18 protein-coding genes are annotated in these 19,418 nt (G+C 63.1%); 3 read left to right on the top strand and 15 right to left on the bottom strand.

Annotated elements, in window-relative coordinates:
• Positions 1-89: 89 nt before the first annotated feature.
• The 4 genes from L6D64_RS17195 to L6D64_RS17210 are packed head-to-tail and all read right to left on the bottom strand — an operon-like array spanning position 90 to position 3,535.
• The gene (locus L6D64_RS17195) at positions 90-1,247 is read right to left on the bottom strand and encodes an osmoprotectant ABC transporter ATP-binding protein OsmV (protein WP_176508731.1); all 1,158 of its coding nucleotides are present in this window, start codon (positions 1,245-1,247) and stop codon (positions 90-92) included.
• The gene (locus tag L6D64_RS17200; protein WP_176508730.1) at positions 1,244-1,897 is read right to left on the bottom strand and encodes an ABC transporter permease; all 654 of its coding nucleotides are present in this window, start codon (positions 1,895-1,897) and stop codon (positions 1,244-1,246) included. The genes L6D64_RS17195 and L6D64_RS17200 overlap by 4 nt, the downstream gene beginning before the upstream one ends.
• On the bottom strand, positions 1,894-2,808 hold the full coding sequence (locus tag L6D64_RS17205) for a glycine betaine ABC transporter substrate-binding protein (protein ID WP_176508729.1): 915 nt from the start codon (positions 2,806-2,808) through the stop codon (positions 1,894-1,896). Before L6D64_RS17205 ends, L6D64_RS17200 begins: the two co-directional genes overlap by 4 nt.
• Before the next feature lie 13 nt (positions 2,809-2,821).
• Positions 2,822-3,535 (bottom strand): ABC transporter permease, encoded by a 714-nt coding sequence (locus L6D64_RS17210; protein ID WP_054887588.1) that lies wholly within the window; start codon positions 3,533-3,535, stop codon positions 2,822-2,824.
• Between the two features lie 431 nt (positions 3,536-3,966).
• Between L6D64_RS17210 and L6D64_RS17215 the strand changes: the two genes are divergently transcribed.
• From L6D64_RS17215 to L6D64_RS17225, 3 genes are all read left to right on the top strand, one after another.
• On the top strand, positions 3,967-4,281 hold the full coding sequence (locus L6D64_RS17215) for a type II toxin-antitoxin system RelE/ParE family toxin (protein ID WP_225923476.1): 315 nt from the start codon (positions 3,967-3,969) through the stop codon (positions 4,279-4,281).
• Positions 4,282-4,611: a helix-turn-helix domain-containing protein gene (locus L6D64_RS17220; protein WP_176508727.1), complete on the top strand. Its 330-nt coding sequence runs from the start codon at positions 4,282-4,284 to the stop codon at positions 4,609-4,611.
• A gap of 97 nt (positions 4,612-4,708) precedes the next feature.
• Entirely contained in the window at positions 4,709-6,292 is a 1,584-nt protein-coding gene (locus L6D64_RS17225) for a peptide chain release factor 3 (RefSeq protein ID WP_054886973.1), read from the top strand.
• 116 nt (positions 6,293-6,408) lie between these two features.
• On the opposite strand, the gene L6D64_RS17230 is transcribed toward L6D64_RS17225, so the two are convergent.
• From L6D64_RS17230 to L6D64_RS17280, 11 genes are all read right to left on the bottom strand, one after another.
• Positions 6,409-7,488: a polyamine ABC transporter substrate-binding protein gene (locus L6D64_RS17230; protein ID WP_176508726.1), complete on the bottom strand. Its 1,080-nt coding sequence runs from the start codon at positions 7,486-7,488 to the stop codon at positions 6,409-6,411.
• A 51-nt stretch (positions 7,489-7,539) separates the two neighbouring features.
• Positions 7,540-7,881, bottom strand: coding sequence for a cupin domain-containing protein (locus L6D64_RS17235; protein ID WP_176508725.1), 342 nt, complete (start codon positions 7,879-7,881; stop codon positions 7,540-7,542).
• 32 nt (positions 7,882-7,913) lie between these two features.
• Positions 7,914-9,320, bottom strand: a complete 1,407-nt coding sequence (locus L6D64_RS17240) for an NAD(P)/FAD-dependent oxidoreductase (RefSeq protein ID WP_176508724.1) — start codon at positions 9,318-9,320, stop codon at positions 7,914-7,916.
• A gap of 64 nt (positions 9,321-9,384) precedes the next feature.
• Positions 9,385-10,194, bottom strand: a complete 810-nt coding sequence (locus L6D64_RS17245; protein WP_176508723.1) for an AraC family transcriptional regulator — start codon at positions 10,192-10,194, stop codon at positions 9,385-9,387.
• Positions 10,195-10,539: 345 nt separating this feature from the next.
• Positions 10,540-11,508 carry a peptide ABC transporter ATP-binding protein gene (locus tag L6D64_RS17250; protein ID WP_176508722.1) on the bottom strand — a complete coding sequence of 323 codons (969 nt, stop codon included), beginning with the start codon at positions 11,506-11,508 and terminating at the stop codon, positions 10,540-10,542.
• The gene (locus L6D64_RS17255) at positions 11,508-12,476 is read right to left on the bottom strand and encodes an ABC transporter ATP-binding protein (protein ID WP_176508721.1); all 969 of its coding nucleotides are present in this window, start codon (positions 12,474-12,476) and stop codon (positions 11,508-11,510) included. Before L6D64_RS17255 ends, L6D64_RS17250 begins: the two co-directional genes overlap by 1 nt.
• Before the next feature lie 10 nt (positions 12,477-12,486).
• The gene (locus L6D64_RS17260) at positions 12,487-13,413 is read right to left on the bottom strand and encodes an ABC transporter permease subunit (protein WP_054886980.1); all 927 of its coding nucleotides are present in this window, start codon (positions 13,411-13,413) and stop codon (positions 12,487-12,489) included.
• Between the two features lie 8 nt (positions 13,414-13,421).
• Positions 13,422-14,432, bottom strand: coding sequence for an ABC transporter permease subunit (locus L6D64_RS17265; RefSeq protein WP_054886981.1), 1,011 nt, complete (start codon positions 14,430-14,432; stop codon positions 13,422-13,424).
• A 75-nt stretch (positions 14,433-14,507) separates the two neighbouring features.
• Entirely contained in the window at positions 14,508-16,103 is a 1,596-nt protein-coding gene (locus L6D64_RS17270; RefSeq protein WP_176508720.1) for an ABC transporter substrate-binding protein, read from the bottom strand.
• Between the two features lie 73 nt (positions 16,104-16,176).
• Entirely contained in the window at positions 16,177-17,556 is a 1,380-nt protein-coding gene (locus tag L6D64_RS17275) for an OprD family porin (protein ID WP_054886983.1), read from the bottom strand.
• 248 nt (positions 17,557-17,804) lie between these two features.
• Positions 17,805-19,397, bottom strand: coding sequence for an ABC transporter substrate-binding protein (locus tag L6D64_RS17280; protein ID WP_176508719.1), 1,593 nt, complete (start codon positions 19,395-19,397; stop codon positions 17,805-17,807).
• Positions 19,398-19,418: the final 21 nt, after the last annotated feature.

Consider the following 19,418-nt stretch of genomic DNA (forward strand, 5'->3'; position numbering starts at 1 on the left):
CCCACATGTACAGCGACAGCTTCCAACTCTGCGCAATACCTGTGGGAGCGGCCTTGTGTCGCGAAAGGGGTGCAAAGCACCCCCTGCGATTAAGAAGCGACCGCCTCAGCCGGCGAGACAATGCTGGTCTTCGCCCCCCGCGAACGCCCCGAGCTCAGGTAAGCCGCAATCGACTCCTGGGTCACCTCACCCAGAAACACCTGTTCGGCATCCAGCACCGGCAACCAGGCCCGGTTGAACTCGTACATTCGCGACAACAGGATGCGCAGGTGCTCGTCATGCGACGCCGTGGCATTGAACGGCCGCAGGAAATCGCCACAGGTACCTTGCTGGCGGTACATGTCACGCCGGCGCACATACCCCAGTGCCTTGTTCTGCCCGTCGGTCACCACCACATAGCGGCGGTCGTGCTCGTCGAGCAGCTCCAGTGCATCGCTCACCGGCGTCTGCGGGCTTACCGAAGGCGCGTTGTCCGCGGCATCCTCGGCACGTACCAGCAACAGGCGCTTGAGCGTGCTGTCCTGGCCGACGAAGTTGCTCACGAAGTCATCCACCGGGTGCGCCAGCAAGGTATCCGGGTGGTCCAGCTGCAGCAGCTTGCCAGCGCGGAAGATGGCGATCTTGTCACCCAGCTTGATCGCCTCGTCGATGTCATGGCTGACCATGATCACGGTCTTGTTCAGTGCCCGCTGCATCTCGAAGAACTCGTTCTGGATCATCTCGCGGTTGATCGGGTCGACCGCGCCGAACGGCTCGTCCATCAGCAGCACCGGCGCTTCTGCGGCCAGCGCCCGGATCACGCCGATGCGCTGCTGCTGGCCACCGGACAGCTCGCGGGGGTAGCGCTGCAGGTACTGCTTGGGTTCGAGCTTGATCATGTGCATCAGCTCGCGGGCGCGCTCGTGGCACTTCTGCTTGTCCCAGCCGAGCAGACGCGGGACCACGGTGATGTTCTCTTCGATGGTCATGTTGGGGAACAGGCCGATCTGCTGGATCACGTAGCCGATATGCCGGCGCAGGGTGACTTCGTCCAGCGCGCTGGTGTCTTCGCCATTGATGAACACCTGGCCGGAGGTGGGTGTGATCAGGCGGTTGATCATCTTCAGCGTGGTGCTCTTGCCGCAGCCCGAAGGGCCGAGGAACACGCAGATTTCGCCTTCGTTGACGGTAAGGCTGACCGCGTCGACGGCTTTGACGTCCTTGCCGTTGACGTTGAAGGTTTTGCTGAGGTTCTTGAGTTCGATCATGAGCGCAGTCCTTCTGGAGTCAGGGCACGTTGCAGGGTTTGCAGGAGCAGGTCGGCGATGATCGCCAGCAGGCTGACCAAAACGGCACCGACCAGCAGCATCGACATGTCGCTGCGGCTGATGGAGGTGAGGATGAGCACGCCCAGGCCGCCAGCACCGATGGTGGCGGCGATGGTCATGACGCCGATGTTCATCACCACGGCGGTGCGCACGCCAGCGAGGATCACCGGCACCGCGATCGGCAGTTCGACCATGCGCAGGCGCTGGCCGAAGGTCATGCCGATGCCCCGCGCTGCTTCACGAATGCCGGGCTCGACGTTGGTCAGCGCCAGGTAGGTGTTGCGCAGTATCGGCAGGAGTGAATAGAGGAACACCGCCGTGATCGCCGGCAGCGGCCCGAGGCCCTGGCCGAACTTGGAATAGAACGGCAGCAGCAGGCCGAACAGGGCGATGGAAGGGATGGTCAGCAGCACGGTGGCGCTGGCTTGCAATGGGCCGGCAACAGCCGGGAAGCGCGTCATCAGGATACCCAGCGGCACGCCGACGAGGATCGCCAGGCCCACGGCGACGCCGACCAGCATGATGTGCTGCCAGGTCAGCTGCAGCACCTGGGCCCAGTCGAGGTGGGCGAACGTGTCGAGCAGGCTCATGGCTGTACCTCGCTTTGCAGTGGGTGCTCACGCAGGAAGGCCGCGGCCACCGTGGACGGGTTCTGGTGCTCGACGTCGACCTTGGCATTGAGCTGGCGCATGGTTTCGTCATCCAGTTGCTCGGCCAGCGGCTTGAGCAGGCCGGCCAGTTTCGGGTTGGCGTCGAGCACCTGTTTGCGCACCACCGGGGCGGCGGTGTAGTCAGGGAAGTAGTGCTTGTCGTCTTCCAGCAGCTTGAGGTTGAACGCGCTCAGGCGGCCGTCGGTGGTGTACACCAGGCCGGCGAACACCTGGTTGTTGTGCATCGCGGTGTAGACCAGGCCGGCATCCATCTGGCGAATGTGGGCGCGGCCCACTTGCAGGTCGTACATCGCCTTGAGGCCGACCAGCCCGTCCGGACGGTTGGCGAACTCGGTGTCCAGTGCCACCAGGTGCTTGCGCTGGCTTTCGTCACGCAGCACCTGGTTAAGATCGCTGATCGTGTTGACCTGTGGATAAGCCTCGGCCACCTGCTTGGGCAAGCCCAGGGCGTAGGTGTTACTGAACTTCGAGGGGGTCAGCCAGATCAGGTCCTTCTTTGCGTCCAGTTCCTTGACCTTGGCGTAGGTGGCCTCGGCACTGGGCATGCGCTCGTCGATATGGTTGTACGAGACCAGCGATACGCCGGTGTATTCCCACATCAGGTCGAGCTGGCCGGTTTCCTGGGCCTGGCGCGCGATGCTGCTGCCCAGGCCGGAGGTGACACGTACGTCGAAGCCGTTGGCGCGCAGGTACTGCGCGGTGATTTCGGCAAGCACGGTCTGTTCGGTGAACACCCGCGCACCGATGCGGATCAGTGGTTTTTCCGCTGCCTGGGCAAATCCTGTAAACAGCAGGGCCGCACCCAGCAGCAAGGCGATTCTCTTGTTCATGGGTTCCCTCGTGTTATCCAGCCAGGCCACGTTCCAGCCAGCGCTTGCTGGAGAAACTCACCGCAGCGTCCAGCACCAGCGCCAGCAAGGCGGTGCAGGCGGCGCCGAGCAGCAGCTGTGGCTGGTTGTTCAGGGCGATGCCGGGGAAGATCAGGCTGCCCAGGCTGTTGGCGCCGATCAGGAACGCCAGTGGTGCCGTGCCGACGTTCAGCGCCAGGGCCACGCGCACGCCGCCGACGATGATCGGCACGGCGTTGGGCAGTTCCACCTGCCAGAGCTGTTGGCGTGGGGTCATGCCGATGCCGGTGGCGGCTTCCTTGAGCGAGGCGGGGACGTTTTTCAGGCCCTCGTAGGTATTGCGCACGATGGGCAGGAGGGAGGCTAGGAACAGCGCGAAGATCGCAGGCCCGGCGCCGATGCCCAGGATACTCAGGGCGATGGCCAGAACGGCCAGGGGGGGGATGGTGTTGCCTACGTTGAAGAACTGCATGAAGCGCTCGGCTTTGTCGACCCGGTGCGGTCGACTAAGCGCAATGCCAGCGGGGATGCCCACGGCCAGCGCCGCCGCCATCGAAGCCAGCACCAGTACCAGGTGCGCTTGCAGGTAGAACCCAAGATCGTCGCGATAGCGCGCGATCGTGTCGATGCCGATCCAGTGGATCAGCAGGGCCAGGATGACGAGCACGGCGGCCCATCCCAACAGCCCTTTTCCGTAGCGTGTTGCCACAGGCGGACTCCTTGTGTTGTCGGCGAGCACACTTCTTGGTAGCCGGCCAGTGCTGGCGGCGGGTGGTGTGTTCGCGAGTAGCAGCGTGAGGCAGCCGAAGGCTGCGCTCAGGCCATGAGCCGAACCCCGTCGGGCCCGAAAATGCTGGTGAAACCAGTCCCCGAGCGAAGCGGGTTGCAGGGGAATGGACGTCTCCGTGGGCGTAAAGGTTCCCATCTGAGGCGGCATTTGGCCAGCGTTAATCACTGGCGTCTTAGAAATTTCACGCGAAAAATAAGCGCCTTTCCTACATCAAGGCGTTGAATTACCTGCTATCCAGCCGTTTATCCCGCCGAGCCATATCTGCTTTGAAATGCTCTCGATATTCACTTGAGAGAATATTCCTTAGAAGGTATTTTGTGGTGTGGTCTATAAGGATGTGCCCGGAATTCATGATCGAATTCAAGGCGCTGGCACTGGAGGTTCAGGATGAGCTGCTGGCTCAACTCCATCTGCTTGCCTGCCGCGGCCCGGCTCTGGGGCGACCCCGTGTGGATTCCTTGAAAGGCTCTAGGCATTCGAACATGAAAGAGTTGCGATTCAGTGTCGGCGATGGAGTGTGGCGGGTAGCGTTCGCCTTTGATCCATCACGCTGTGCGCTGCTGTTGGTAGCCGGCGATAAGGCAGGCATTAGTGAGCGTAGGTTTTACCGCAGCCTGATCGGTCGTGCTGACGCGCGTTTCGAACGGCATCTGTGTAGAGATTAAATGATGAAAACACTCGATGAGGTGATGAACGAGCTTTCGCCTGAGCGTAGAGCCAGGGTTGAAGCCCGCGGTCGTGAACTGATCCGTGAGGAAATGACCTTGCAAGCGTTGCGCAGGCAACTGGCAGTCACCCAGGAAGGGCTGGCGGAGCGTCTGGATATCCGCCAGGGCAATGTTTCGAAAGTGGAGAAGCGGAGTGACATGTTGATTTCCACCTTGCGCAGCTATGTGGAGGCTCTGGGCGGGACTTTGGAGCTGGTTGCGCATATTCCAGGGCGCCCCCCCGTCACGCTTGACGGTTTCCTTGAGGAGCAGGAACAACGCGCTTGATTCCTGCGATGGACCGGTTGGGGGATCAAATTTTGGTCCCCGCCCAACTTCAGGTATGATATCGCCCCTTTCAAATCCCCCAGTCAGGCGATTTCCCATGACCAACCAGGCCGCCGAAGTCGCGAAGCGCCGCACTTTCGCAATCATTTCCCACCCCGACGCCGGTAAGACCACCATCACCGAGAAGCTGCTGCTGATGGGCAAGGCCATTGCCGTCGCCGGTACCGTGAAGTCGCGCAAGTCCGACCGCCACGCCACTTCCGACTGGATGGAAATGGAGAAGCAGCGCGGCATCTCCATCACCACCTCGGTGATGCAGTTCCCGTACCGCGAGCACATGATCAACCTGCTCGACACCCCCGGCCACGAAGACTTCTCGGAAGACACCTACCGCACCCTGACCGCGGTGGACTCGGCGTTGATGGTGCTCGACGGCGGTAAAGGTGTAGAGCCACGGACCATCGCCCTGATGGACGTATGCCGCCTGCGTGACACGCCGATCGTCAGCTTCATCAACAAACTCGACCGGGACATCCGTGATCCGATCGAGCTGCTCGACGAGATCGAAGCCGTCCTGAAGATCAAGGCCGCGCCGATCACCTGGCCGATCGGTTGCTACCGCGACTTCAAGGGTGTGTATCACCTGACCGGCGACTACATCGTGGTCTACACCCCGGGCCATGGCCACGAGCGCACCGAAGCCAAGATCATCCAGAAGCTGGACTCCGACGAGGCCCGCGCACACCTGGGCGACCAGTACGACTCGTTCGTGGAACAACTGGAGCTGGTGCAGGGTGCCTGCCACGAATTCAACCAGGAAGAGTTCATCAACGGTCAGCTGACGCCGGTGTTCTTCGGTACCGCGCTGGGCAACTTCGGTGTCGACCACGTGCTCGACGCCGTCGTCGACTGGGCGCCGCGTCCGCTGGGTCGCGTGGCCCATGAACGCACCGTCGAGCCTGTGGAAGAGAAATTCACCGGCTTCGTGTTCAAGATCCAGGCGAACATGGACCCGAAGCACCGCGACCGTATCGCCTTCATGCGCATCTGCTCGGGCAAGTACGAGAAGGGCATGAAGATGCGCCACGTGCGTATCAACAAGGACCTGCGCATCGGCGACGCGCTGACCTTCTTCTCCTCCGAGCGTGAGCAGCTGGAAGAGGCCTATGCCGGCGACATCATCGGCCTGCACAACCACGGCACCATCCAGATCGGCGACACCTTCACCGAAGGCGAGGCGCTGGGCTTCACCGGCATCCCGCACTTCGCCCCGGAACTGTTCCGCCGTGTGCGCCTGAAAGACCCGCTGAAATCCAAACAGCTGCGTCAGGGCCTGCAACAGCTGGCCGAGGAAGGTGCGACCCAGGTGTTCTTCCCCGAGCGCAGCAACGACATCATCCTCGGTGCGGTGGGTGTGCTGCAGTTCGACGTGGTCGCCAGCCGCCTGAAGGAAGAATACAAGGTCGAGTGCGCCTACGAGCCGATCACTGTCTGGTCGGCCCGCTGGATCGGCTGCGACGACAAGAAGAAGCTCGAGGAATTCCAGAACAAGGCCATGGAAAACCTGGCGATCGACGGCGGCGGTCACCTGACCTACCTGGCGCCGACCCGGGTCAACCTGGCGCTGATGGAAGAGCGCTGGCCAGACATCAAGTTCCGCGCTACCCGCGAACACCACTGATTTCGGGAATCTGCTCCTGACCCTGTGGGAGCGGGTTTACCCGCGAATGTGCGGTTGAATGCACCGACGTATTCGCGGGTCAACCCGCTCCCACAGGGATCGTGGTACGGCCGAAATTAATTCCCGGCCTTGATACTGGTCCAGATCCGGGTCCTGATGCGGTCGATCTTGGCCGGCATCGCCTCCAGCGCATACAGTTTGCCCATCACATCCTCGCTCGGGTAAATCATCGTATTGCCCTTCATCGCCGGTTCCACCAGCCCGTCCGCCTTGAGGTTGCCGTTGGCGTACTGCACGTGGTTGCTGATGTTGGCCATCACCTCTGGCTGCAGCAGGTAATTCATGTAGGCATACCCGGCCTTCTCATCCGGTGCATCGGCCGGCATGGCCACCATGTCGAACCACATCGGCGCACCTTCCTTGGGGATCGAATACCCCACCTTCACCCCGTTCTTCGCCTCTTCGGCGCGGTTCTTCGCCTGCAGCACATCCCCCGAGAAGCCCACCACCACGCAGATATCGCCGTTGGCCAGGTCGCCGGTGTACTTCGACGAGTGGAAGTAGCTGATATAAGGCCGCACCTGCATCAGCAGCGCCTTGGCCTTGTCGTAGTCGGCCGGGTTCTGGCTGTGATGCGGCAGGCCCAGGTAGTGCAGGGCGATCGGCAGCAGTTCGGGGCCGTTGTCCAGTACCGCGACGCCGCAACTTTTCAGCTTGCTCATGTATTCGGGCTTGAAGATCAGGTCCCAGGAGTCGACTGGTGCATGGTCGCCGAGCACCGCCTTGACCTTGTCGATGTTGTAGCCGATGCCGGTGCTGCCCCACAGGTACGGAAAACCGTACTGGTTGCCCGGGTCGTTGACCTCCAGCGCCTTGAGCAGCACCGGGTTGAGGTTGTGCCAGTTGGGCAGCTGCGACTTGTCCAGCGGCTTGAGGGCCTTGCCCTGGATCTGCCGGGCCATGAAGTGGTTGGACGGGAACACCACGTCGTAGCCGGAGTTGCCGGTCATCAGCTTGCCGTCGAGGGTCTCGTTGCTGTCGTACACGTCGTAGGTCGGGACGATGCCGCTGGCCTGCTGGAAGTTTTTCAGCGTGTCGGGCGCTACATAGCTGGACCAGTTGTAGATCTTCACCGTTTCGGCGGCGCTGGCGAAGCTTGCGGCCAGCATCAGGGGGGCGAACAGGAACATGCGCATATCGGGATACCTTGCTTTGTCTGTTGTTATCGAAGGCAGGCGATCAGCGGATCAGAAGATGAGCACGTAGGTCTTGCGCACGGTCTCCTGGATATCCCAGGTGCCAGTGCTGTTGGCCGGTAGCATCAGGGCGTCTCCGGCTTCTATGACCAGGGTTTCGCCACCGTCGGGGGTGAAGGTGCAGCGGCCCTTGATGAAATGGCAGAACTCCTGCTGCACGATCTGCCGGCGCCAGCGCCCGGGGGTGCACTCCCAGATGCCGGTCTCGACGCCATCATTGCGCTCCACGCAGGTAACCGAAGTCACTGCAACGGGTTCGCCAAGTGGCACCGCGACCGGGTTGGAGCTGTCGAGCACGGCGCTGTCGGTGCGTTTGAACTGGGTGATGCTCATGGCCGGTGGTTCCTGTGTCAGGGAAAGGGAAGTCAGTGCATGAAGCCTTCCATGAAGTCCGCTAACGAGCTGGCCAGGCGCCGCCTCCAGGGCGCGCTGGCGGGGTTGGCGAGGGTCCGGTCCTCGTGGACGAAGCTTTGGATGATTGCGTTGTAACCGAGCCAGCGGCAGGGCTCCGGCGGCCAACTGGCCAGGCTCGCCACTGGGCGGTTGTCGAGTACCCAGGGTTGCGCGGTCAGCAGGTTGTGCTGGTTGAGGATCAGCGCCGCCAGCGTGCGCCCGGCGAGGTTGGTGGCGCCGACACCTTCGCCGCCGTAGCCGCCGGCCAGGGCGATGCCGCGCTGCCGGTCGCAGAGCATGTGCGGGTGGAAGCGCCGCGCCATGCCCAGGTTGCCGCCCCAGGTGTGGGTGATGCGCGCGTGCCTGAGCTGCGGGAACAGTTCGCTGAACAGATAGCGACGCAGCTCGATCTCGTGCTCATCAAGGTTGAAGTTCTCGCGCAGCCGGCCGCCGAAGCGGTAGCCGCCGCGGGCGCCGAACACCAGGCGGTTGTCGGCGGTGCGCTGGCCGTAGGTGACCTGGCGGCTGCTCTCGCTGAAGGCCTGGCCTTGGCTGAGGCCGATCTGCTCCCAGGTCGATTCCGGCAGCGGCTCGGTGGCCACCAGCAGGCTCTGCACCGGCAACTGGTGCTTGCCCAGCGGCGGCAGGCTGGCGGCGTACCCTTCGACCGCAGGCACCATCCACTGGCAGCGGATGCGTGCCAGAGGCGAGCGCACTTCGCCGGGCTGCCAGTCGATGGCCGGGGTGTTCTCGTAGATCGTCACGCCCAGCGCCTCCACGGCCCGGGCCAGGCCACGGGCCAGCTTGGCCGGCTGGATGGTCGCGGTGTGCGGGCTGTAGATCGCGCCGTAGGCATTGCTGACTCGCAGTTGCGCGTCCAGCTGCTCGGGACGCAGCCAGCGGTAGTCGTCCTCGGTCATTCCCTGGCGATAGAGATCGTCGAGATAAGCACGCAGGCTGCGTTCCTGCTCTGGGTAACGCGCGGCGCAATACAGCACGCCGCCTTTGCGGTAATCACAATCGATGCGTTCGCGCTGCAGCACGCTGTGCACTTCATCAGGGATGCCATGCAGCAGGTCGATGCTGGCGCGTCGCTGTTGCGGCGACAGGGTGGCCAGCAGGCGGTCTTCGCCGAGCAGGTTGCCCATCAACCACCCGCCATTGCGTCCCGAGGCGCCGAAGCCGGCGATGTTGGCCTCGATCACTGCAATGTTCAGGTGCGGCGCCTGGCGCTTGAGGTAATAGGCAGTCCACAGCCCGGTGTAGCCGGCGCCGATGATGCACACATCGACCTCAGCGTCCTGGCGCAGGGCCGGGCGCGCGCACAGTGGCTCGTCGAGCTGGTCCATCCACAGGCTGAGCGTGCGCAGGGGTTGCATCGGGTTTTGCTCCACATCCATCAAGGTCTGTGGGCGATGCTAGTGGTGTCGGCCAGCGCCTGTCCTACGTGCGTGCACGCAGGGAAATTTGCTTGAGATAGGCCTTGGGGGTAAGGCCGGTGTGCTCGCGGAAGCATTTGTAGAATGCCGAAAGCGAATTGAAACCGGCGTTGAACGCCAGGTCGTCGATCGATGCTTCGACGCTGTCGTCGCCAAGGCTGGCCATCAGGTGTTGCAGGCGTGCCTGGTTGACGTAGCGGTAGAAGCTTTGCCCGAGCACCTGGTTCAGCAGGTAGGAAATCTGGTTGCGGCTGTAGCCGCTGGCGTCGGCCACTTGTTGCAGGTCCAGTTCCGGGTCGAGGTAGGGGCGCTGGCGCTGGAAGTAGTGTTCCAGGTCCTGGGCCATGGTCGACAGCTGCCGAGGTGACAGGCCCAGGCGGCTGGTGGCCGGGCGTGGGCCGCTGCTGGCCTGGGCGACGCTGTTCTGTCTAACCAGGGTGGCGTATTCGTTGACCCGCCAGATCAGGCCGTCCTTGACGGTGATCGCTTCGCTGGACTGGAACGCCACCAGGCCTTCGCCGCCTTGCACCGTGACCTGATACTGGATGAACGCGGTGCAGCCGTCGACGCGGATGCGGTCGCTGTGGACGATGTCCTCGCCGGCCTCATGGGGCAGGCAGGCGCGCACGTAGTCGCGCAGTTCGGCGTAGCCGAGCACGCGGTTCTGGAAGAAGTCGTGGTACTGGATATCGGGGTGGTAGAGCGCAATCACGCCGTCGAGGTCACGGTGCTTCCAGCACAGGTGGTAGCGCAGCACGGTATCGGCGGTGAGCGGGGCCTGCTCGGGGCCGTCGGGGATTGTGAGGGCGGTCATGGGCTCGATAGTGCATTGCAGAACACCCGCGTGCAAGGGTGGGGATCTGGCAATTTGCACGGTTCTGGCAAGCGGCTCAGGGGGTAAGCCGTTGATTCATATAAGTGTAATTTTTTGATACGAGTGGCATGGCGGGTGCACGGTCTAGTTCACCCTCGAACAAGGAGAAAGGCCATGCGCTCGATACTGCTTTGGATGATTGGGGTGCCAATCCCGGTGATTATCCTGATCTGGTTCTTCATGCATTGAGATGGTTGGGGCCGCTTTGCGGCCCATCGCGGATGAATCCGCTCCTACAAAGGTACCGATGCAGGAGCGGATTTATCCGCGATGAATCACACCGCTCTAGAGGAACTGCTCGGCATAATGGCAGGCCACCTGCCGGGTACTCACCTGCCGCAACGCCGGCACTTGCTTGGCACACCGCTCGGTCGCATACGGGCAGCGCTTGTGAAACGCACACCCGTCCGGCGGATTGAGCGGGTTGGGCAGCTCCCCGGCAATGCGGATCTTCGGCTTCAGTGGATCGGGATGAATTGCCGGGGTCGCCGACAGCAGTGCCTGGGTATACGGATGCAGCGGCTTCTCGTAGATGTCTTCCTTCGGCCCCATTTCTGCCGGGCGCCCCAGGTACATCACCAGCACCTGATCGGCCACGTGCCGCACCACCGCCAGGTTGTGCGAGATGAACACATAGGCGGTGTTGAACTCCTTCTGCAGGTCCATGAACAGGTTCAGCACCTGGGCCTGGATCGACACGTCCAGCGCCGAGGTCGGCTCGTCCGCCACCAGCACCTTCGGTTGCAGCATCATCGCCCTGGCCAGGGCGATGCGCTGGCGCTGACCGCCGGAGAACATGTGCGGATAGCGCTGGTAATGCTCCGGGCGCAGGCCGACCTGTTCCATCATCTTCTGCACTTTCTCGCGCCGCTCGGTTTTGCTCAGCGAGGTGTTGATCAACAGCGGCTCGGCCAGCTGATCACCGATCTTCTGCCGCGGGTTCAGCGAAGCGTAGGGGCTCTGGAACACCATCTGCACGTCGCGGCGCAGTTGCTTGCGCTCGGACTTGCTGGCGCCCTTCACCTCGGTGCCGGCGATCTGCAGCGAGCCGGACGAGGGTTCTTCGATCAATGTCAGGGCGCGGGCCAGGGTCGACTTGCCGCAGCCGGACTCACCGACTACGGCCAGGGTCTTGCCGGCCTCCAGCTCGAACGACACGCCATTGAGCGCGCGTACCAGGGCGTGGCCCTTGAACAGCCCGCGGGAAACTTCGTAATGCCGGGTCAGCTCCCGGGCAGTGAGAACGACGGCCATCACGCCACCTCCTGGTTCAGCGGGTAGAAGCAACGCACCAGGCTGTGGGCCTGCGGGTCGAGAGGTGGGCGCTGATGGCGGCAGTTGTCCTGCACGTAAGGGCAGCGCGGCGACAACAGGCAGCCAGCCGGGCGGTCATAGCGGCCGGGAACGATGCCGGGCAGGGTGGCCAGGCGCTCGGCGCCGACGCTGTGCTCGGGGATCGCCGCCAGCAGCGCTTCGCTGTACGGGTGGGCGGGTAAGTCGAACAGCTCCGGTACCTGGCCCACTTCCACGGCCTGGCCGGCGTACATCACACACACGCGCCTGGCGGTTTCGGCGACCACGGCCAGGTCGTGGGTGATCAGGATGAGCGCCATGTTGCGCTCCTTCTGCAGGTTGACCAGCAGCTCCATGATCTGCGCCTGGATAGTCACGTCCAGCGCGGTGGTCGGTTCGTCAGCGATCAGCAGTTTGGGTTCGCCGGCAATCGCCATGGCGATGGCCACGCGCTGGCTCATGCCGCCGGAGAGTTGGTGCGGGTAGGCGTCCAGGCGGCTTTCCGCAGCCGGGATTTCCACTTTTTTCAACAGCTCCAGGGCCCGCTGGCGCGCAGCCTTGCCCTTCAGGCCGAGGTGCTGGCGCAGGACTTCCTCGATCTGGTAGCCCACGGTGTAGCTGGGGTTGAGCGCGGTCATCGGGTCCTGGAAGACCATGGCGATGTCCTTGCCCACCACCTTGCGCCGCTGGCGGCCGCTGAGCTTGAGCATATCGGTGCCGTCGAAGGTCAGCGAATCGGCAGTGATGCGCCCAGGGGCGTCGATCAGGCCCATCAGGGCCATCATGGTGACCGATTTGCCCGAGCCGGACTCACCGACGATGGCCAGGATCTCGCCGGCGTCCACCGCCAGGTCCAGGCCATCGACCACGGGGACGGCATCGGCGGCGCCGAAGCGCACGTTCAGGTTGTTGATCTGCAACAGTGACATGGCGTTGTCCTCAGGCGGCGTTCTTGAGTTTCGGGTCCAGCGCATCGCGCAGGCCGTCGCCCATCAGGTTGATTGCCAGCACACTGAGCAGGATGGTCAGGCCGGGCAGGCTCACCACCCACCAGGCGCGCTCGATGTAGTCACGGGCCGAGGCCAGCATGGTGCCCCACTCGGGCGTTGGCGGTTGCACGCCGAGGCCGAGGAAACCCAGCGCGGCGGCGTCGAGGATTGCCGAGGAGAAGCTCAAGGTGGCCTGCACGATCAGCGGCGCCATGCAGTTGGGCAGCACGGTGACGAACATCAGCCGTGGCAGCCCGGCACCGGCCAGGCGGGCGGCGGTAACGTAGTCGCGGTTCAGTTCGCCCATCACCGCGGCGCGGGTCAGGCGCACGTAGGACGGCAAGGACACGATGGCGATGGCGATTACCGTGTTGATCAGGCCTGGGCCGAGGATGGCGACGATGGCCACCGCCAGCAGCAGCGACGGCAGGGCCAGCATCACGTCCATCAGGCGCATGATCGATGGGCCGAGGACCTGCGGGAAGAACCCGGCCAGCAGGCCCAGCAGGATACCCGGGATCAGCGACATCACCACCGACGACAGGCCGATCAGCAGCGACAGCCGCGCGCCCTGGATCAGGCGCGACAACAGGTCACGGCCAAGTTCGTCGGTGCCGAGGATGAACTGCCAACTGCCGCCTTCCAGCCACACCGGCGGGGTCAACAGGAAGTCGCGGTACTGCTCGCTCGGGTCATGGGGGGCGACCCACGGTGCGAACAACGCGCAGAACACCACCAGGCACATGAAGGCCAGGCCCATTACCGCGCCCTTGTTGCGCGAGAAGGCCTGCCAGAATTCTTTGTACGGTGAAGGGTAGAGCAGGCTCTGGTCCACCGGGCTGGCCGGTGCGACGGATTTCGGAATCGGGCTAGTCATGGAAGGCCTCAGCGCTGATGACGGATGCGTGGGTTGGCCAGGCCGTAGAGGATATCCACGACGAAGTTGACCAGGATCACCAGGCAGGCAATCAACAGGATGCCGTTCTGGACCACGGGGTAGTCACGGGCGCCGATGGCTTCGATCAGCCATTTGCCGATGCCCGGCCAGGAGAAGATGGTTTCGGTGAGCACGGCGCCGGCCAGCAGCGTGCCGACCTGCAGGCCGAACACGGTCAGCACCGGGATCAGCGCGTTGCGCAGGCCGTGCACGAACACCACGCGTGCCGGCGACAGGCCTTTGGCGCGGGCGGTGCGGATGTAGTCCTCGCGCAGCACTTCGAGCATCGACGAGCGGGTCATGCGGGCGATCACCGCCAAGGGGATGGTGCCGAGCACGATAGCCGGCAGGATCAGGTGCATCACCGCGTCCTTGAACGCGCCTTCCTCGTCGCTGAGCAGCGTGTCGATGAGCATGAAGCCGGTCTTTGGCTCGATGTCGTAAAGCAGGTCGATACGCCCCGATACCGGGGTCCAGCCCAGGCTCACCGAGAAGAACATGATCAGGATCAGGCCCCACCAGAAGATCGGCATGGAATAGCCAGCCAGGGAGATCCCCATCACCCCGTGGTCGAACAGCGAACCGCGCTTGAGCGCGGCGATCACCCCGGCCAGCAGGCCGACGATGCCGGCGAACAGCAGGGCGGCCATGGCCAGCTCCAGGGTGGCGGGGAACAGGGTGAGGAACTCGGTCCACACGCTCTCGCGGGTGCGCAGCGATTCACCGAGGTCGCCCTGGGCCAGCTTGCCGACGTAGTCCAGGTACTGGACCGGCAGTGGCTTGTTCAGGCCCAGGCGCTCCATGGCCTGGGCGTGCATTTCGGGGTCGACCCTGCGCTCGCCCATCATGACTTCCACCGGGTCGCCGGGGATCAGGCGTATGAGCGCGAAGGTCAGCAAGGTGATACCGAAGAAGGTCGGTATCAGCAGGCCCAGGCGCCGGGCAATAAAACTCAACATTGTCGGGGTTACCTCATCAGCCGGTCAGGGCAGTGCCGCCGGTGCCCGTGCGGGGTCCCGGCGGTCGTTGTTGTTCTACTTCACCCGGGTGGTGGCGAAGTTGTTGTTGGTCAGAGGGTTGATCACATAGCCCTCCACGTTGTCACGCATGGCGGTGAACATCTTCGGATGGGCCATGCTGATCCAGGGTTGATCGTCATCGTACACCTTCAAAGCCTCGGCATAGAGCCTGGCGCGTTGGTCGTTGTCGATCACTTCGCGGGCGCGGGTGATCAGTTCCTGGAACTTAGGGTTGCACCAGCGTGCATAGTTCTCGCCGCTTCTGGCGGCATCGCAACTGAGCAGCGGGCTGAGGAAGTTGTCCGGGTCGCCGTTGTCGCCGGCCCAGCCGGTGGAGACCAGGTCAGCCTCACCCTTCTTGGCGCGGCGCAGCATCTCGGCCCATTCCATCACGCGGATGTCCAGCTTCAGGCCGATCTGTTTGAGGTCTGCCTGGAGCATTTCCGCGGAAAGCCGCGGGTTGGGGTTGGTCGGGCCGCCGCCGTTGCGGGTGAACAGGGTGATCACCGTGCCCTCCGGCACGCCAGCTTGCTTGAGCAGCTCGCGGGCCTTGGCCAGGTCGCGGGGCGGGTTCTTGTTCTCGGTGTTGTAACCGATCATGGTGGGGGGGTAGGGGTTCACGCCGACCAGTGCGTTGCCCTTGCCGAACAGCTGATCGACGTGGGTCTGGCGGTCGAAGGCCATGTTGATGGCTTTGCGCACACGCACGTCGCTCAGGTATTTGTGTTCGGTGTTCATCGAAATGTAGCCGGTGACCAAGGCTTCGATTTCGTCGACCTTGAGTGTCGGGTCGTTCTTGATCAGCGGTACGTCATCGGGCTTGGGGTACAGCGCCACCTGGCATTCGTTGGCGCGCAGCTTCTGCAGGCGCACGTTGCTGTCGGTGGCGATGGCGAACACCAGCGCATCGGCCGGCGGCTTGCCGCGGAAATAGTCCGGGTTGGGCTTGTAGCGGACCTGGGCGTCCTTGTTGTAACGCTGGAAAATGAATGGGCCGGTGCCGATCGGCTTGCTATTGAGGTCGCCGGTCTTGCCGGCCTTGAGCAACTGGTCACCGTATTCGGCGGAGTAGATCGAGGTGAAGGCCATGGCCATGTCGCGCAGGAAGGGGGCTTCCGGGCGGGTCAGGGTGATCACCACGGTGTGGTCGTCGGTCTTGGTCACCGACTTGAGCAATTCCTTGAAGGCCATGCTCTCGAAGTACGGGTAGCCGACGCTGGTCTTGTCGTGCCACGGATGGCTTGGGTCGAGTTGTCGATTCAGGCTCCACAGCACGTCATCGGCGTTGAACTCGCGGGTTGGCTTGAAATAGTCGGTGGTGTGGAACTTCACCCCTTCACGCAGGTGGAAGGTGTAGGTCAGCCCGTCCGCTGAAATGTCCCAGCGTTCGGCCAAGGCCGGCTGAATGTCGGTGGTGCCAGGCTTGAAGTCGACCAGGCGGTTGAACACCGTCTCGGCCGAGGCATCGGCGGTGACTGCAGTGGTGTACTGGACGATGTCGAAGCCTTCCGGGCTGGCTTCGGTGCACACCACCAGCGGCTTGGCCGCGAGGTTGCCGGCGGCGCCCAGGATGACCGCTGCCAGGGCAGCGCGGAGCGGTAGCGATGTCATGGAAACTCCCTGCTTGCAATGATTCCAGCGTAGCCGCCACGGCCCGGGTTGAAGCGGGCCATGGCGCCATCGGTCAAAGAATGTTGAATGGAATGGTGGTCACCAAGCGGAACTCGTCGAGGCTGCCATCGGCCTGCGCCTTGCTGGCGCGGTGGGCGGTGTAGGTGGCGCGGATGCTGGTGTCCTTGAACGGCCCGCTCTGTACGGCATAGCTGGTGCCGATGCCCCACTCGTAGTGGGTTTCGCCATCCAGGCCGTTGACGTCATAGGCGGTGCCCCGGTAGTGGGTGCCGTCGATGCCCCAGCCACGGGCGTTGTACAGGTTGAACTTGAGGCCTGGTACGCCGTACGGTGCCATGTTCAGTACGTAGGAGATCTGCAGGGATTTCTCGTTGGGGCCGTTGAAGTCCGACAGCAGCGAGTTGGCCAGGTAGATGCCGTTGGTTTCGTGCAGGTAGTCGAAATACTCGTTGCCGTTGACTTGCTGCCACGACGCGGTGAGGGTGTGCGCCTGGTGGGTCAGGCCGAACGACAGGCTGTAGGTGTCGTTGTCGATCTCACCCATCTTCTTGCTGCCCTCGTCCACCGTCTTGTAGTAGTTCAGGCCGGTGGTCAGGGCGAGTACGGCGTTGTCGCCGAGCACATGGCTGGCGCCGAAGTAGTACTGGTTCCAGAAGTCGTCGACCTTGGTGGCGTACAGGCTGGTGGTCAGGCTCTTGAACGGCTGGTAGTTGACCCCGGCGGTGCTGGCGCGGTCGGTCTCGACGCCGGTGGCGCCATATTCGCTGCGGAACTTGCTCAGGCTCTGTTCGGTGCGTGGCGAAACGCGGTCGAAGGTACCCAGGTCGAGCGACAGGTTGTCGAACTCGGCGCTGTGCAGGAATGCGCCCTGGAAGCTCGACGGCAACGCACGGTTGCCGATGTAGGCGATCATCGGTGTGTCCACAGACTGGCGGCCGACGGTGAGGGTGGTATTGGACACACGCGCCTTGACGTTGGCCAGGCCCATCTTGCTCCACTGGCCGACCGGGTCGCCGTCGCTGTGGGTGAGCGTGCGGTTGTTCGGGCCGGCGATCGCGGCGCGGCCCTGTTGCAGGGCGATCGCGTTGTAGCCGGCGGCCTCGACGGCAAAGCCGACAGTGCCCTGGGTGAAGCCCGAGCTGTAGTTGAGGATGGTGCCCTGCACCCAGTTGTCGCGGCTGTGGGTATCGTGGCGGGTGCCGTCGCCCTTGTAGTACTTCCACAGCGGTGCGCGGGTGGCACGTTCGTGGGCATACCAGTTGCGGGTGCTGCCGGACAGGCTCTGGCCGTCGATGAAGCCATTGGCCTGGTCCTGTTCGCTGCTGGATTTCAGGCTGAACGGGATGTAGTCCTGGCTCTGGGTGTCGGCCTCTGTCACGGCGGAAAAGGTGCCGATGGATAAGGCCAAAGCGGTCAAGGTGAATAGTCTCAAAGTTAAAGCTCCCTTTCTGTTCTTTTAGTTATCACCTGGCCTTGTGGGCCGGGTTGTTTGCTGCGGTGTTGCCAGGGTTGCCCGGGGTTGCCGGGCAAAATCGGAGGAGGTGTGTTGCCTGTCCCGGCCCTTTCGCGGCGGTTCGACGCCTCGATAAACCCGCTCCTGCAGGTAGGGCGCAAGCTCCGAACCTGTCGTGATCCTGTGGGAGCGGGTTTACCCGCGAAGAGGCCTTTGAGGGTTAAAGGTCAGTCAACACTCACACCGGAAAAGTCATTGCGGCCGAACGGGCTGACCTTGAAATCGGCCACCTTGATGCTCAACGGCTGGTTCACCGTGGAATGCGCTACCGGGGTAATCGGCACCTGCTGTTTGAGGCGCTGCTGGGCCTGCTGATAAAGCGCCGTGCGTTGCTCGCGGTCGGTCACCTGCTTGGCCTGCTTGACCAGGCGGTCGTATTGCGGGTCGCACCACAGCGAATAGTTATTGCTGCCAATGGCGTCGCAGTTGTAGAGGGTGCCGAGCCAGTTGTCCGGGTCTCCGTTGTCGCCCGTCCAGCCGATCAGAGCGATGTCGTGTTCGCCACTCTTCATGCGCTTGAGGTATTCGCCCCATTCGTAACTGACGATGCGCACCTTGAAGCCGAGTTTGTTCCAGTCGGCCTGGAGCATTTCGGCCATCAGCTTGGCGTTGGGGTTGTAAGGGCGCTGTACCGGCATGGCCCACAGGGTGATCTCGGTGCCGGGCTTGACCCCGGCCTGCTGCAGTAACTGTTTGGCTTTTTCCGGGTCGTACGGCGCGTCCTTGAGGCTGTTGTCGTAGGACCACTGGGTTGGCGGCATGGCATTGACTGCCAACTGGCCGGAGTCCTGGTACACCGCCTGGATGATGGCCTGCTTGTTCACCGCCATGTCCATGGCCTGGCGTACTTCGAGGCGGTCGAACGGTGGGTGCTGGGTGTTATAGGCGATATAGCCGAGGTTGAAGCCGGGCTGTTGCATGACCTGCAGCTTGCCGTCGGCCTTGAGCGCCGGCAGGTCGGCCGGGCGCGGGTGCAGGGTGACCTGGCATTCGTTGCGGCGCAGCTTCTGGATGCGCACCGATGGGTCGGTATTGATCGAGAACACCAGGTTGTCGATCTTCACTTCATCAGGCGCCCAGTAATCCTGGTTGCCCTTGAAGCGAATCTGCGAATCCTTCTGGTAACGCTGGAACACGAACGGCCCGGTGCCGATCGGTTGCTGGTTGATGTCGCTGGGGCGCCCACTGGCCAGCAACGTTTTGGCGTACTCGGCCGAGAGTATCGAGGCGAAGCTCATCGCCAGGTTCTGGATGAACGCGGCATCGACCTTGTTCAGGGTGAACACCACGGTCATTGGGTCGGTCTTCTCGACCCGGGTGATGTTCTTGTCCAGTCCCATGCTGACGAAGTATGGGAATTCGGTGGGGTAGGCCTTACGGAACGGCTGGTCCCTGTCGAGCATGCGGTTGAAGGTGAACAGCACGTCATCGGCATTGAAATCACGGCTCGGCGTGAAGGCCTTGTTGGCGTGGAACTTCACGCCGGGGCGCAAGTGGAAGGTGTAGCGCAGGCCGTCTTCGGAAACTTCCCACCGGGTCGCCAGCGCCGGGTGCACGGCGGTGCCGCCACGTTCGAACTCCACCAGGCGATTGTAGATCGGCTCGGCGGCGTCGTTGTCGGTGGCACTGGTGTACTGGGCGGTGTCGAAGCCGGCCGGGCTGCCTTCGGAGCAGAACACCAGGTTCTTGGCCTGAAGGGCAGGGGCCTGGCTCAGCAGGCCGAGGGCGAGCAAGGTCGAAAGGCGAGTGACGTGGCGCATGGCGATTCCTTTTCCAGCTGT

Source organism: Pseudomonas urethralis, assembly GCF_021602465.1.
GTDB classification, from domain to species: Bacteria; Pseudomonadota; Gammaproteobacteria; order Pseudomonadales; family Pseudomonadaceae; genus Aquipseudomonas; species Aquipseudomonas vlassakiae.

Excerpts from the sequence above, each read along its gene's own strand:
- L6D64_RS17195 (WP_176508731.1), bottom strand. The coding sequence starts at position 1,247 with ATGATCGAACTCAAGAACCTCAGCAAAACCTTCAACGTCAACGGCAAG.
- L6D64_RS17200 (WP_176508730.1), bottom strand. The coding sequence starts at position 1,897 with ATGAGCCTGCTCGACACGTTCGCCCACCTCGACTGGGCCCAGGTGCTG.
- L6D64_RS17205 (WP_176508729.1), bottom strand. The coding sequence starts at position 2,808 with ATGAACAAGAGAATCGCCTTGCTGCTGGGTGCGGCCCTGCTGTTTACA.
- L6D64_RS17215 (WP_225923476.1), top strand. The coding sequence starts at position 3,967 with ATGATCGAATTCAAGGCGCTGGCACTGGAGGTTCAGGATGAGCTGCTG.
- L6D64_RS17220 (WP_176508727.1), top strand. The coding sequence starts at position 4,282 with ATGATGAAAACACTCGATGAGGTGATGAACGAGCTTTCGCCTGAGCGT.
- L6D64_RS17225 (WP_054886973.1), top strand. The coding sequence starts at position 4,709 with ATGACCAACCAGGCCGCCGAAGTCGCGAAGCGCCGCACTTTCGCAATC.
- L6D64_RS17230 (WP_176508726.1), bottom strand. The coding sequence starts at position 7,488 with ATGCGCATGTTCCTGTTCGCCCCCCTGATGCTGGCCGCAAGCTTCGCC.
- L6D64_RS17235 (WP_176508725.1), bottom strand. The coding sequence starts at position 7,881 with ATGAGCATCACCCAGTTCAAACGCACCGACAGCGCCGTGCTCGACAGC.
- L6D64_RS17240 (WP_176508724.1), bottom strand. The coding sequence starts at position 9,320 with ATGCAACCCCTGCGCACGCTCAGCCTGTGGATGGACCAGCTCGACGAG.
- L6D64_RS17245 (WP_176508723.1), bottom strand. The coding sequence starts at position 10,194 with ATGACCGCCCTCACAATCCCCGACGGCCCCGAGCAGGCCCCGCTCACC.
- L6D64_RS17250 (WP_176508722.1), bottom strand. The coding sequence starts at position 11,508 with ATGGCCGTCGTTCTCACTGCCCGGGAGCTGACCCGGCATTACGAAGTT.
- L6D64_RS17255 (WP_176508721.1), bottom strand. The coding sequence starts at position 12,476 with ATGTCACTGTTGCAGATCAACAACCTGAACGTGCGCTTCGGCGCCGCC.
- L6D64_RS17260 (WP_054886980.1), bottom strand. The coding sequence starts at position 13,413 with ATGACTAGCCCGATTCCGAAATCCGTCGCACCGGCCAGCCCGGTGGAC.
- L6D64_RS17265 (WP_054886981.1), bottom strand. The coding sequence starts at position 14,432 with ATGTTGAGTTTTATTGCCCGGCGCCTGGGCCTGCTGATACCGACCTTC.
- L6D64_RS17270 (WP_176508720.1), bottom strand. The coding sequence starts at position 16,103 with ATGACATCGCTACCGCTCCGCGCTGCCCTGGCAGCGGTCATCCTGGGC.
- L6D64_RS17280 (WP_176508719.1), bottom strand. The coding sequence starts at position 19,397 with ATGCGCCACGTCACTCGCCTTTCGACCTTGCTCGCCCTCGGCCTGCTG.